Below are 14,074 nucleotides of genomic sequence, written 5' to 3'. Positions count from 1 at the left end.
CGGGTCCGCCGGTCGGCCCAGGCTGGTTGTCACTTCTGGTACACCCCCTGCTCGCCCATGAGATGGGCCACCTTGTTGGCGGCGAGGACCAGGCCGATGCTGACCACGCCCTTGACGAGACCGGCGGCGGCCGCGTAGCCGAAGTCCTGGTTGCGGACGCCGTTCCACCACACGAAGGTGTCCAGGACCTCCGAGGCTCCCGGTCCGACGGCGTCGCGCTGGAGCAGGATCTGTTCGAAGCCGACGGTCAGCGCGTCACCCACGCGCAGCACCAGCAGCAGCGCGATCACCGGGCGCAGCGCGGGCAGCGTGACGTGCCACATGCGGCGCCAACGGCCGGCGCCGTCCATCGCGGCGGCCTCGTACAGGTCGGGGCTGACGGAGGCCAGCGCGGCGAGGAAGACGATGATCCCCCAGCCGGCGTCCTTCCACACGCTCTGCGCGGTGACGAGGAACTTGAAGGTGTCGGGGTCGGTCATGACCTGGAGGCCGTCGTAGCCGTGCTGCCGCATCAGCTGGGAGAACAGTCCCGCGCCGCCCAGGAGTTGCTGGAACACCGCGATGACCAGCACCCAGGAGAAGAAGTGCGGCAGGTAGAGGACGGCCTGTGCGACGGCCCGGACCCGGGGCCTGACGACGCTGTTGATGAGCAGCGCGAGGAGGATCGGGATCGGGAAGTAGAGGACCAGCTGGAGGACGAACAGCACCAGCGTGTTCGACATCGCGTTCCAGAACGCGGAGTCCTGGAAGATCTGCTGGAAGTTGGCCAGGCCGACCCAGGGACTGTGCAGGATGGAGACGGCGCCGTTGTCGCTGATGTACGGGTCGTAGTCCTCGAAGGCGACGATGTTGCCGAGGATCGGCAGGTAGTTGAAGAGCAGGAGCAGGACGACGGCCGGGAGCGTCATGAGGAGCAGGACGCGGTCGCGTGCGAACCTCAGGCGCAGGCCGGGCCCCGCCGCGCGCCGTCCGTCGCGGGAACCTGTGGTGCCGCCGGGCGCCGCCGGGGTGGCCGCCGTCGTGTCGGCCTCGGCCCTGCTCCGAGGCACCGTGCTGTGGGACACGGACTTCTCCTTGCCTCGTGCCTCGGGTCAGCCGGCCGCCGGGCCGTTCTCGTCGAGGATCTTCTTGTACCAGTCGCGCAGCTTGTCGCCGCCCCTGCTGCGCCAGTCGGAGACGGCCTGCTGCATGTCGCCGATCTTCTTGCGGCCGCGCACGATGTCGTCCTCCAGCTGCTCGAAGTCGTTGCCGAGGTCGGTGTAGCGGCTGGGCTCGGTGATCTGCATGCCGTAGAAGGAGGACTTGGTGGTGAAGGCACCCATCCGCTGCTGCCACTCGACCTGGCCCTTGGCGACCTCGGGGAAGTCGGGGTGGGCGATGGTCGGGGCGGGGCTGGCGATCATGACATAGGCGTTGAGTACGTCGATGTTGCCCTGGTCGGTCTTGGTGGGGACGCCCTTCTTGACGGTGTAGTGGGTGCCCTCGACGCCGTAGTTGGTGAGCATGTACTCCTTGGTGCCGTACGGCGCGGCGGTGGCGTCGGCGACGGCGAGCACGTCCCGGATCACCGATTCGGAGGCCTTCTTGTTGACGAAGGCGAAGATTCCGGCGGGCTGTTCGGCGTAGAGCCGGGGGTCACCGCCGTCGTGGCCGAAGACGTCCATGCCCCAGACCTTGAACCCGGGCTTGTGGGTGGCCTGTTCGGCGGTACGGCTCCACCACTGCGAGATGTTGTTGGCGTAGATGAGGAACTCGCCGGCCGCGAACTTGGGGCCCGGGTCGGTGGCCTGGCTCTTGCCGAGCTCGGCGTCGGGGTGCACGACGCCTGCGGCGAAGAGTTTCCGGGTCCACTCCAGCGCCTCGAGGTACTCGTCGGTCTCGATGCGGTTGACGAGCTTGCCGCCGGTCAGGTTCCAGCCGAGCGGCTTCTCGCTGCCGGAGAGCACGCCGAACATCTGGAAGGCGGTCCACTTCATGTCGAGGCACGCCCAACGCTTGGCCTTGGCGTTGGTGATGTCCTTGGCGAGGGCCATGAACTCGTCCGCCGAGCGCGGTACCCGGTAGCCCTCCTTGTCGAAGACGTCCTTGCGGTACAGGGGCACGATGCCGGTGACGTACGGGGCGGGCTGGGGCAGGCCGCGCAGCTTGCCGCCGAAGATGGAGCGCTGCCAGGCGTCCGTCGGGATCGCGGCCAGGTTCGGGTAGTCCTTGACGGCGTCGCCGGAGAGGTAGGGGCCGAGGTCGGCGAACTTGGAGATGACGGCGCCGGGGATCTTGCCGTTCATGTTCCAGCCGGGGATGACCACCACGTCGGGCACCTGGCTGGAGGCGAGGACCGCGCCGAGCTTCTGCTCGTAGGTGTTGCCGTCCTGGTTCTGCCACCGGACGTCTACGCCGGCGAGGTCGTTCATCGCCCGGTAGTAGGCGTTGTCCTGCTCGGGCGGTGAGCCCCAGAACGGCGACATGACGGTGACCTTGTTGCCCTTGCCGAGCTTCCTGGGCACGGACGTCTTCAGGGCAGCGAGGTCGAGCTTGCGGGTGAACCCGGCGGCCGAGCCGTTCTTGGCCGGGATGTCCGGCGTCACCACGTTCCCGGCCACGTACGCCGGGAGCAGTTTCCTGGCGTTCTTGCCGGCCGAGGTGCCCCCTCGGGCCCCGCTGTCCGCGCTTCCGCAGGCGGTGAGCAGCGGCATCCCCCCGGCCACCGCGGCGGCGGCGACCGCGGTGGAGGCGAGGAAGCCTCTCCTGCTGGGAGCGGAGGAGGCGGCGTTCGGCGTCATTGCGTCAACCCTTCGTGGCGCACCAGGACACCCGGCGGTGGCCGTCGGCTGTGGTGTCTCGAGTGGAACTGGCTGAGCGGAAGCGTTCTTCGGCGGGCACGGCAGTCGAAGCGCTTCGATGTTGCTGCGAGGTTAAGTGAACGCCTGGAGGCGCACAAGAGTCGTCGCCAAGATTCCTGCGATCTCCGTCTACACAGTGCGATGTTGGTCGCGCAGGGGGCACCATGGAGAAGTCGGCGATGTTTCGCCCATGCACCTTGACACCAGACCCTGCGAGACTGAGCATCGAAGCGCTTCGAAAGCCCGTGCCGCTCCATTCGCAAGGGGAACCGTTCGTGACCGTCGACTCGCCGTCCACCCCGCCCTTCCGCGATCCGCGTCTGCCGTTCGCGAAGCGCGTCGAGGACCTGCTGGCCCGGCTCACCCGTGCGGAGAAGATCTCCTTCCTGCACCAGTTCCCGCCGGCCGTGGAGCGTCTGGGCATCGCCCCCTGGCGGACCGGCCAGGAGGCACTGCACGGCGTGGCCTGGATGGGCCCGGCGACGGTGTTCCCGCAGGCCGTCGGGCTCGGCGCGACCTGGAACCCGGACCTCGTACGGCGGGTCGGCGAGGCGGTGTCCCGGGAGATCCGGGCGATGCGCGCCCGCGACGAGCGGGTCGGCCTGAACGTGTGGGCCCCGACCGTCAACCTGCTGCGCCACCCGCTGTGGGGCCGCAACGAGGAGGGCTACGCGGAGGACCCGCAGCTGACCTCGGCCATCGCCACGGCATACACCCGCGGCCTGCGCGGCGACCACCCCTTGTACTGGCGCACCGCGCCGGTGCTGAAGCACTGGCTGGCACACAACAACGAGCAGGACCGGGACACCTCGTCGTCCTCCGTGCGTCCCCGCGTGCTGCACGAGTACGACCTGCGCGCCTTCCGTGACACGGTCGGGGCGGGCGCGGTGGCCGGGGTGATGCCGGCCTACAACCTGGTCAACGGCCGCCCCAACCACGTCTCCCCGTACCTGCGCGAGCACCTGCGCACCTGGACCGACGAGGAGCTGCTGGTCTGCTCGGACGCGGGCGCGCCCTCCAACCTGGTGGACTCCGAGCACTACTTCGACACCCACGAGGAGGCCACCGCGGCGGCCCTGCTGGCCGGCGTGGACAGCTTCACCGACCACGGCACGGACGGCACGCTGATCACCGCGCGGATCGAAGGGGCCCTCGCGCAGGGCCTGCTGACGGAGGCGGACATCGACACCGCAGTGCGCCGCCAGCTCTCCGTCCGGTTCCGGCTCGGCGAGTTCGACCCGCTCCTCGACCCGCACGCGGGCACCGGCGCGTTCGACACCCAGGCGCACCGGGCGCTCGCGCAGGAGGCCGCCGAGCAGGCGGTCGTGCTGCTGAAGAACGACACCGGCCTGCTGCCGCTCGCCCCGGACACCCGGCTCGCGGTCGTCGGCCTGCTCGCCGACGAGTGCAAGCTGGACTGGTACAGCGGCAGCCTCCTGCACCGCTCCACCCCGCTGGAGGGCCTGTACGAGCGGTTCGGCGCGCAGCGGGTGCGGTTCGCGGAGGGCGTGGACCGGATCCGGCTGCGGACGGCGGACGGCGCGTTCCTCGCCGTGCCCGTGGCGGACGCCCCCGACGAGGCGCGCGGCGCCGAGGGAGCCCTGGACCCCGCGCTGCTGTCCGGGCGCACCGACCTGCCGCCGCTGACCACCGACGCCACCGGCACCGAGTTCGCACTGGCCGACTGGGGCGAGGGCGTGGTGACCCTGCGCGCCCCCGACGGCCGCTACCTCTCGGTCGCCGAGGACGGCTGCGTCCGGGCCTCCGCCGACCAGCCCGGCGGCTGGGTCGTCCAGGAGACGTTCCGTCTGGAACCGCACGCCGGCGGTCACCTCCTCAAGCACCTGGGCACGGGTCGTCATCTCCGTGTCGCCGCCGACGGCGTGCGGGTTGCCGACACGGGTGAGGTCTTTCAGGTGGTCACGGTCGAACGGGGCGAGGACGCGGTGGCGCGGGTGGCGGGCGAGGCCGACGCCGTCGTGGTGGTGGCGGGCAACGATCCGCACATCAACGGCCGCGAGACCGAGGACCGTACGACGCTGCTGCTGCCGGAGCACCAGCAGCGGCTGCTGCGCGCGGCCCGGGCGGCCAACCCGCGTACCGTGCTGGTGCTCGTGTCGGCGTACCCGTACGCGGTGGACGCGGCCTCACTGCCGGCCGTTCTGTGGACGGCGCACGGCGGCCAGGCGGCGGGCACGGCGCTGGCCCGGGTACTGGCCGGCGACGTCTCCCCGGCCGGCCGCCTCCCCCAGACCTGGTACGCCGACGACGCCGACCTGCCCGGCCTCCTCGACTACGACGTGATCGGCGGCCGGCAGACCTACCTCTACTTCGACGGCAGCCCGCTCTTCCCCTTCGGCCACGGTCTGTCGTACGCGTCGTTCGCGTACGACGGCCTGACGGCCCGCGTGCGGGCGGGCTCGGTCCTCGTGAGCTGCACGGTCGGCAACACCGGCGACCGGCCGGCGGACGAGGTGGTCCAGCTCTACGGCCGGGCCGTGGACCCGTCGGTGCCCCGCCCGCGCCGCGAACTGCTGGCCCACCGCCGGCTTGCGCTCGCCCCCGGCGAGACGACCGAGGTCACCTTCGAAGTCCCGCTGTCGGCACTGGAGTTCTGGGACGTGGCCCACGGCGTCCGGCGGCTGGAGGACGGTCCCTACGAGCTGCTGGTGGGGGCGTCCAGCGAGGACGTACGGCTGCGCGCGACCCTCTGCCCCGGCGGCCGGCCCGCCCCTCCGCGGCCGGTGCTGGAGCGGGGCCTTCCGGCCGCCGACTTCGACGAGCAGTCCGGTGCCGCGATCGTGGACCGGACGAGGACGGCGGGCGACGCGGTGACCCCGGCCCCCGGACAGAGCGCCGAACTCCACTACCGCGCCTGCGACTTCGGCGCGGGGGTGACCGAGGTGACCGCAGAGCTGGCGGGCGAGGGCACCCTGGAACTGTCCCTGGACGGCGGCCCGGTGCTGGCCGCCGTCACCCTGGACACCCCCACGGCCGGCCCGTACGCCTACACCACCCGTACCGCCGGGCTCGTCGCCGCGGGCGTCCACGACGTCCGCCTCGCGCTGCGCGGCCCCCTGCGGCTCGCGCACGTCGGTTTCACCGGCTGAGGGGGGCGGGCGAGCGGCGGACACGCGAACGGCCGCAGCCCCCGCACAGTGGGCTGCGGCCGTCCTGTTCCGACCTGTCAGTGGCAGGTCAGAGCGCGAGACCGGTGAGAACCAGCACGCGCTCGTAGGTGTAGTCCTCCATCGCGAACCGGACGCCCTCGCGGCCCACACCGGACTGCTTGGCGCCGCCGTACGGCATCTGGTCGGCACGGTAGGACGGGACGTCGCCGATCACCACACCGCCTACCTCGAGGGCGCGGTGGGCACGGAAGGCGACCTGGAGGTCGTGGGTGAACACACCCGCCTGAAGGCCGTACTTGGAGTCGTTGACCGCGGCGAACGCCTCGGCCTCGCCGTCCACCTTCCGCACGGTGAGGACGGGCCCGAAGACCTCCTCGCAGGCGATCGTGGTGTCGGCCGGTACGTCGGTGAGGACGGTCGGCGCGTAGGAGGCGCCGTCGCGCTTGCCGCCGGTGAGGAGCTGCGCCCCCGCCGAGACGGCCTCGTCCACCCACGACTCCACGCGCTTGGCGGCGTCCTCGCTGACCAGCGGGCCGACGTCCGTCGTGTCGTCGGTGGGGTCACCGGTGACCTGCGCCTCGACGGCGGCGACGATGCGCGGCAGCAGCCGGTCGTACACGGACGCGTCGGCGATCACCCGCTGCACCGAGATGCAGGACTGGCCGCCCTGGTAGTTGGAGAAGGTCGCGATGCGCGTCGCGGCCCAGTCCAGGTCGGCGTCGGAGGCGTAGTCGCCGAGGACGACCGCCGCTCCGTTGCCGCCCAGCTCCAGCGTGCAGTGCTTGCGCGGCACCGAGTCCATGATCGCGTAGCCGACCTTCTCGGAACCGGTGAAGGAGATCACCGGCAGGCGCTCGTCCTGGACGAGGGCGGGCATGCGGTCGTTGGCGACCGGGAGGATCGACCAGGAACCGGCGGGCAGGTCGGTCTCGGCCAGCAGGTCACCCAGGATCAGCCCGGACAGGGGCGTGGCCGGGGCCGGCTTCAGGATGATCGGCGCGCCGGCGGCGATCGCCGGGGCGACCTTGTGAGCGCACAGGTTCAGCGGGAAGTTGAACGGCGCGATGCCGAGCACGACACCCTTCGGGAAGCGGCGGGTGAGCGCCAGCCGGCCCTGGCCGCCGGCGTCGGTGTCGAGCCGCTGGGCCTCGCCGCCGTTGAACCGGCGGGCCTCCTCGGCGGCGAACCGGAAGACGGAGACCGCGCGGCCGACCTCACCCCGGGCCCACTTGATCGGCTTGCCGTTCTCGGCGGAGATCAGCCGGGCGATCTCCTCGGTGCGCTCGGCCAGCCGCCTGCTGACGTGGTCGAGCGCGGCGGCGCGCACGTGCGCCGGGGTGGCGGCGAACTCGTCCCGCACGGCGTACGCGGCGGCCACGGCCTCCTCGACCTGGGCGTCGGTCGGCACGCCGACCTTCCCCACGAGCCGGCCGTCCCACGGCGAGGTGACGTCGAAGGTGTCCTCGCCGGTGACCTGGCGGCCGGCGAGCCAGAAGGCATGGGTGGAAGTCATGTACGAGTCCCGGCCCTTCCGCGTTGGGGGTGTACTTGGCTTGCGTGCTCCACGGTAGGACGGCGCCGCCGAAGGGTCGCTTGTCCGTGCCGTACCACTCGGGGCGGGGGGTGCGCCGGTTTGGCGGGGTGGACCGCGCCCGGTGGGCCGGCGATGCCCGCGGAGACGCTCTCCCCCGGAGCGATCACTCGGTCGACGTCGCCTTCAGGGCCAGCCACAGCTCCATGCGTACGTCCGGGTCGTCCAGGCTGCGCCCCAGGATCTCCTCGACCCGGCGCATCCGGTACCGCAGCGTGTGCCGGTGGACGCCGAGGTCGGCCGCGGCCGCGTCCCACTGCCCGTGCCGGGACAGCCACGCCCGCAGCGAGGCCACCAGATCGCCCCGGCCCGTCGCGTCGTGGTCGTGCAACGCCCGCAGCAGCCCGTCGGCGAACGCCTTCACCGCGTCGTCGGCCAGCAGCGGCAGCACGGAGCCCGCGGCCAGCTGCTCGTGCTCCACGAACACCCGCCCCCGCCGCCGCGCCACCGACAGCGCCTGCCCGGCCTGCTTGTACGCCGCTGCCGCCGCGGTCGGCCCGGCGGGCGCCGACAGGCCGACGACCAGGTCGTTGTCGTCCGCACGACCCTGCTCGGGCACGGTTCGCGCGCTCTCGCGCGCCGCCGCGTACGTGGCACACGCGGCCACCGCCGTACCCTCGTCGGCGGCCAGCACCACCAGCCGCTCCCCCTCGGGCACCACCAGCACGGCCTCCCCGGAACGCGCCGCGGCGGACTCCACGGCCTCCGCGAGCTCACCCAGCGACTCGCCCGCCGTGCCGGCCGGGGACTCGGCCACGATCATCCGGAACGGCGCGTCGAGCAGCCCGCCGTACAGGTCCCCGGCGACGGCCCGGGCGTGATCGGGCTCGCCGGCGAGCAGCATGCGCAGCACCGCCGTACCGATCCGCTGCTCGGCCGCGTGCAGGGAGCGGGAGCGTTCGGTGGTGAGGGTGAGCAGGGCGATGGCCGAGTGCACGGCGTACCGCTCGGCGGTGCCGAGGGGCGCGGCCGTGCCGACGGCGAGCGCGGCCCGCGGGCGGCGGCCGGTGCCGAGGCTGTGCAGTTCCACCCGGTCCTCGTGGTCCGGGCCACCGACGACGGAGGACGCGGGGGCGGGCCGCTCCCGCAGCCGTTCGACCTCGGCGGTGATCCGGGCGGCCCGCCGGCCGGCCCAGTCCGGGGCGGCGGCGACGACGGCACCCGAGGCGTCGTACAGCGCGGCCCAGCCGTCGACCTGCGTGGCGAGCACGCCGAGCACGCCCTCGGGGCCGGAGTTCAGCGCCTGCCGGGTCAACTCGCGCTGGGCGGCGAAGCCTGCCGTGACCGCGCGGTACTGGTCGGCGGCGATCGCCGCGGACACCGCCTTGCTGATGGCGAGGAAAGGGGTGCGGCGGGGCACCTCCAGCAGCGGCAGCCCCTCCTGCGCGCAGGCGTCGACGAGCGGTTCGGGCACCTGCTCGTAGTTGACGCCCACGGCGAACCCCAGGCCGACCACGCCCGCGCCGGACAGCCGCCGCACATAGCGCCGCATGGCCTCCGGGTTCTCGGCGTCCAGTTTCAGCGCGGTGATCAGCAACAGCTCGCCGCCCTCCATGTAGGGCACGGGGTCGGCCAGCTCGCTGACGTGCGCCCAGCGGACGGGCACGTCAAGACGGTCCTCGCCCGCGCGCACGGTCAGCTTGAGCGCGGAGTGGTGGACGAGCGAGGCGAGAGTCGGGGGCATGGCGCCTTCACGGTGAGGGAGGGGTGATCTTTTGGCCACGGTGTATGAACGGCCTACGCCGATTCTGCCTCACCGTACGATCACCCGCTGGCCGTCACCCCCGCAGATCCACCAGCAACGGCGGCGCGTGCTCCCCCTGCACGGTGGTCAACGACAGCACCGCGTGCCCCGCCGGCACCGCATGAGCCAACTCGGAAGCCGACCACCGCTCCCGCTCCACCTGCCGAACGGTGACGGCCCGCGCCGTCGGCGCCTGACCCGTGATGACCCGGCGCAGCATGTGCACGGCCTTACCGGCCGGGGTCTCGGCGATGATCTGCCGGTCGGTGACGTCCCGGGTCTCGGTCCACTCCTTGCCCCACACCTCGGCGAAGTCCTGCCCGTCCCAGGGCGTGAGCCCGGACAGCGCCATCCGGCAGCCGGTGGCACCGAGCAGCGGGCCGCGCAGCGGCCGGGGTGCGTCGTCCAGCGTGCGCAGCGTGAGCACGGTCCCGGCGTTGACGCTGCGCAGCCGCTGGATGCCGCGCACGGCCTCCGGGGTGACGACGCCGGTGGCGTCGTCGAGCAGCAGGCAGGCGAAGAGGGAGCGGTCCTCGCGTACCGTCACGGCGGCCGTGAACTGGGCGAGCACCAGCCGGGCCAGGATCCGGGAGGCGTCGGCGTGGCCGCGCTGGGGCAGGTCGATGCGGACCCGGACCGGGTGGTCGAGGGCCCGCAGCGAGAACGGCCGGCTCTGCCCGGAGGTGTCGAAGAACGCGGCGAAGGCGGGCCGGTCGAGCAGCGCGATCCGGTCGGCGAGAACCGTGCCGACATCGCCCGGGTGGGCCATCTGCCGTTCACGCGCGTCCAGTTCCCGCAGCAGCGAGGAGTGCCCGGTATCGGTCAGCGCCTTGCGCAGCGCGGCCAGCGGGCCGGGCGCGCCGTCGAGGAGCTGCCGCAGTTCCGGCACCGAGGGGAAGCGGCCGTGCACGGCCCGGAAGGGGCCGAGCAGCTGGGCGAGGACGGTGGTGGAGCGGCGGGTGTCACTGCCCGGGTGCGGGTCGGCGAGGTCGCCGACGAGGGCCTCGGCGAGTATGGCGGCGGCCTCGTCGGGATCGGTGGTGCCCCCGTAGAGGTCGAGGTCGTAGGCCGATTCGGGGTGACCGACGCGTACGACGACGTCGTAGGCCTCGGCCGGGCCGAGTCCGGCGCCCGCCGCGCCGGCCACCACGACCGCCGCCCGGCCGGCGAGGGCGTGCAGACACAAGGACTCGGCGAGCGGCCGCACGACGGCGCCGGTCTTGCCGGATCCGGCCGGGCCGACGGCGAGCAGCGAGGTGCCGAGCAGGTCGGGGCCGAGGGCCAGGCCGGCGCCTCGGTACTGGTAGGGGTTGCGGGGGTCGTCGGCGGTGGTGCCGAGCCGGACCTGCCCGGTGAGCAGGTCGTGCCGGGCCTGCCGGACGGGCAGGTCCCGGTCGCCGGACGGGTGCGGGCAGGCGGCGGCGCCGTCCTTGAGCACGGCCCCGGTGAACGCGGCCAGGGCGTGCCGTCCGGACCGTACGCTCTGCCAGGCCCTGCTGATGCGCGCGTGGTCCACGTCCCGCATCAGCCCGGCCCGCGCCTCACCGGCCAGCCGCTCAGCAGCCTCGTACGCCCCGGCCTGCCGCAGCTGGGGCCATGCGGCGGGGTCGTGGTCGGGGGTGGGCGGCGAGTCGGCGGCGGGGGTGGTGTCGCGGTCGGCGTGTACGGCCACGCGTAGCACAGGAATGGCGGCCTGCAAGAAGGGGGTCAGGTATCGCCGCCAAAGTTCCCCCCAGTGCCCGATCTTTGCGAACACGGCGAAGATCGCGCCGAACACCAGCCACTCGTAAAGCCACGAAGCGATCCCGCCCACCCTTCCGCCCTCACCCTTGACCCAGGCGTCCGGTGCAAGTACGTACCAGGGCCACTGCCAGAAATCGCCCAAGTACCCGTTCCACAAGAGAGAACAGAGCAGCCAACCGCACAGGAATGCAATCACGGCTCCCCCCAGCAATTGCCGGGTCGGGGTCCGCTTGGGCTCCACCTCCGGTCGAGGTCTGTACTGCAACCGCCAGATTCCGGGTGCAGCCTGTGGCCGCGGAGCACGAAGCCACGCCAGGAAACCGGACCCGTCGGGCATCGGCGGCATCGAGGGCATGGCCGGCACCCCGTAGGCATCCGGCGGCCCCCCCGGATGCGGTACCGGTGTGGTGTGGGTGCCGCGTGTGTCGCGTGCGCCGTCGCTGTCCATCCGCCCTGCCCCCTGACCAGCCGTTCCGTCCGCCATCAGCGAGTCAATCTAACGCCCCTGCCTGGGGAGTTCACCGCTTACGTGGCCGTAAGGCGCTGTACCCGCCCGGGTGGGCTATGTCCACCGCGGACAACGGGTCCCGCCGACAACGCCCACATGGAGCATGCCCACCCCGCGGGAGCGGTCTTAGCCTGCGAGAAAAGAAGGTATGCGTCCGAAAACGCACCGCCCGGAACCGCCCGGGACCGCCCGGTACGCAAGATCATCAGGGAGCCCCCATGACCGCACTTCCGCAGGAGCGCCGCGTCGTCACCGCCATTCCCGGCCCGAAGTCGCAGGAGCTTCAGGCCCGCCGTACCGCCGCGGTCGCGCAGGGCGTGGGCTCCGTGCTGCCCGTGTTCACCACCCGCGCGGGCGGAGGCATCATCGAGGACGTCGACGGCAACCGGCTCATCGACTTCGGTTCCGGTATCGCGGTCACGAGCGTCGGCGCGTCCGCCGAGGCCGTCGTACGCCGGGCCTCGGCCCAGCTCGCCGACTTCACCCACACCTGTTTCATGGTCACCCCCTACGAGGGCTACGTGGAGGTCGCCGAGGCGCTGGCCGAGCTGACCCCGGGCGACCACGCCAAGAAGTCCGCGCTGTTCAACTCCGGCGCCGAGGCCGTCGAGAACGCCGTCAAGATCGCTCGCGCGTACACCAAGCGGCAGGCCGTGGTCGTGTTCGACCACGGTTACCACGGCCGGACCAACCTCACGATGGCGCTGACGGCGAAGAACATGCCGTACAAGCACGGCTTCGGGCCGTTCGCGCCCGAGGTGTACCGCGTGCCGGTGGCGTACGGCTACCGCTGGCCGACCGGCGCGGAGAACGCCGGCCCGGAGGCCGCCGCGCAGGCCATCGACCAGATCACCAAGCAGGTCGGCCCGGACAACGTCGCCGCGATCATCATCGAGCCGGTGCTCGGTGAGGGCGGCTTCATCGAGCCGGCCAAGGGCTTCCTGCCGGCGATCGTGAAGTTCGCCAACGACAACGGCATCGTGTTCGTCGCCGACGAGATCCAGTCCGGTTTCTGCCGTACCGGCCAGTGGTTCGCGTGCGAGGACGAGGGCATCGTCCCGGACCTGATCACCACCGCCAAGGGCATCGCCGGCGGTCTGCCGCTGGCCGCCGTCACCGGCCGCGCGGAGATCATGGACGCCGCGCACGCGGGCGGCCTCGGTGGTACGTACGGCGGTAACCCCGTCGCCTGCGCGGGTGCGCTCGGCGCCATCGAGACCATGCGCGAGCTGGACCTCAACGGCAAGGCCAAGCGCATCGAGGAGATCATGAAGGGTCGCCTCACCGCCATGGCGGAGAAGTTCGACGTCATCGGCGACGTCCGCGGCCGTGGCGCGATGATCGCCGTCGAGCTGGTCAAGGACCGCGCCACCAAGGAGCCGAACCCGGAGGCCACCGCCGCGCTGGCCAAGGCCTGCCACGCCGAGGGGCTGCTGGTCCTGACCTGCGGCACCTACGGCAACGTGCTGCGCTTCCTGCCCCCGCTCGTCATCGGCGAGGACCTGCTGAACGAGGGCCTCGACATCATCGAGCAGGCATTCGCGGGCGTCTGAGCCGCACATCCGAGCGACTGGTTCGCACCTCTGCAGGACACCTGCGGCAGGCCGTGTGAAGAAGGTGTGCGGGGTGGATGACGGGAGCCGATTCCGTCTGCCCAAGCGCCCCGGCCTGCCGTAGGTTTCCTCCAGATGAGAGATACACCCCGCCCACAGGGGACTGTGGGCGGCTCCGGGCCGAGGCCTCCCCAGCTTCGACCTGGTCGTGCCCTCGCGCACAGATCCGGCGCCTGACGGCTCCGGGATCTCCTCACCGATCGGACGGTCGCCGCCCCAAACCCCCCGGGGCGCGCGACGTTCCGGTCCGGGCGGCCGCCCCGGAACGACCCCCCCTTGTTCCGGGGCGGCCGGCCTCCTTCTCCGCGATGTCTGCCAAGCTGGTCGCCGTGTCGACCTCAGTCCGCCGCGCCCTGCTCGCCGGCGTCCCGGCCGTCGCGGCCGTCCTGTTCCTCCTGATCACCTGGCAGGTCGTGGCGCACGGCCCGCTGCTGGGACCGGACGCCCGGCTGAGCCGGGCCCTGGTGCGCCCGGACCGGTTCTCCGAGCTCCTCTCCGACCTCGGCAACGTCCAGGTCGCCGTCCCCGCGCTGGCCGCCGCCCTCGCTCACGCGGCCCGGCGGGGCCGTGCCACCGGCGTGGACCGGTGGTGGCTGCCGCCGCTCGCCGCGGCCGTGCTGATGGCGCTGGTGCCGGCGGTCGTCGTGCCGCTCAAGGACTTCGCCGGCCGGCCGGGGACCCCTGTGGTGCCCCCGGCGACCGGCTACTTCCCGTCGGGTCACACGGTGACGGCGGTGGTCGCGTACGGTTCCGCGACCCTGCTCCTGCTGCCCGGGCTGCGTTCGCCCGCCGCCCGCCGCCTGCTGGTGGCCGGCTGTGCTGCGCTCGTCCTCGGGGTCTCGTACGGCCTGGTCCGCCGGGGCTGGCACTGGCCGCTGGACGTGGTGGCCGGCTGGTGCCTGGG

Annotated in this window: 7 protein-coding genes and 1 pseudogene; 3 read left to right on the top strand and 5 right to left on the bottom strand. The window is 72.4% G+C overall.

Annotated elements, in window-relative coordinates:
• Positions 1 to 29: 29 nt before the first annotated feature.
• Positions 30 to 1,064 (bottom strand): ABC transporter permease, encoded by a 1,035-nt coding sequence (locus ACGFT1_RS33170; RefSeq protein ID WP_373912692.1) that lies wholly within the window; start codon positions 1,062 to 1,064, stop codon positions 30 to 32.
• 27 nt (positions 1,065 to 1,091) lie between these two features.
• A complete protein-coding gene (locus ACGFT1_RS33165; protein WP_373912691.1) occupies positions 1,092 to 2,780 on the bottom strand; it encodes an extracellular solute-binding protein in 1,689 nt (562 codons plus the stop codon).
• Between the two features lie 239 nt (positions 2,781 to 3,019).
• Here ACGFT1_RS33165 and ACGFT1_RS33160 point away from each other — a divergent pair, with 239 nt between their 5' ends.
• Positions 3,020 to 5,950 carry a glycoside hydrolase family 3 C-terminal domain-containing protein gene (locus ACGFT1_RS33160; protein WP_373912690.1) on the top strand — a complete coding sequence of 977 codons (2,931 nt, stop codon included), beginning with the start codon at positions 3,020 to 3,022 and terminating at the stop codon, positions 5,948 to 5,950.
• 88 nt (positions 5,951 to 6,038) lie between these two features.
• Here ACGFT1_RS33160 and ACGFT1_RS33155 read toward each other — a convergent pair whose 3' ends face one another.
• From ACGFT1_RS33155 to ACGFT1_RS33145, 3 genes are all read right to left on the bottom strand, one after another.
• Entirely contained in the window at positions 6,039 to 7,484 is a 1,446-nt protein-coding gene (locus ACGFT1_RS33155) for an aldehyde dehydrogenase family protein (protein ID WP_373912689.1), read from the bottom strand.
• A 184-nt stretch (positions 7,485 to 7,668) separates the two neighbouring features.
• Positions 7,669 to 9,246: a PucR family transcriptional regulator gene (locus tag ACGFT1_RS33150; protein WP_373912688.1), complete on the bottom strand. Its 1,578-nt coding sequence runs from the start codon at positions 9,244 to 9,246 to the stop codon at positions 7,669 to 7,671.
• A gap of 94 nt (positions 9,247 to 9,340) precedes the next feature.
• Complete coding sequence (locus ACGFT1_RS33145; RefSeq protein ID WP_373912687.1) at positions 9,341 to 11,497, bottom strand: ATP-binding protein; 2,157 nt, start codon at positions 11,495 to 11,497, stop codon at positions 9,341 to 9,343.
• 278 nt (positions 11,498 to 11,775) lie between these two features.
• Between ACGFT1_RS33145 and gabT the strand changes: the two genes are divergently transcribed.
• On the top strand, positions 11,776 to 13,110 hold the full coding sequence (gene gabT, locus ACGFT1_RS33140) for a 4-aminobutyrate--2-oxoglutarate transaminase (protein WP_373912686.1): 1,335 nt from the start codon (positions 11,776 to 11,778) through the stop codon (positions 13,108 to 13,110).
• 77 nt (positions 13,111 to 13,187) lie between these two features.
• A pseudogene (locus tag ACGFT1_RS33135) lies at positions 13,188 to 14,045 on the top strand (phosphatase PAP2 family protein); the annotation flags it as partial.
• Positions 14,046 to 14,074: the final 29 nt, after the last annotated feature.

Origin of the sequence: Streptomyces sp. Y20 (assembly GCF_043195475.1) — a bacterium.
Taxonomy (GTDB): Bacteria; Actinomycetota; Actinomycetes; order Streptomycetales; family Streptomycetaceae; genus Streptomyces.
The sequence above is the reverse complement of the archived record's forward strand: the minus strand, read 5'-3'. Positions and strand labels throughout refer to the sequence as shown.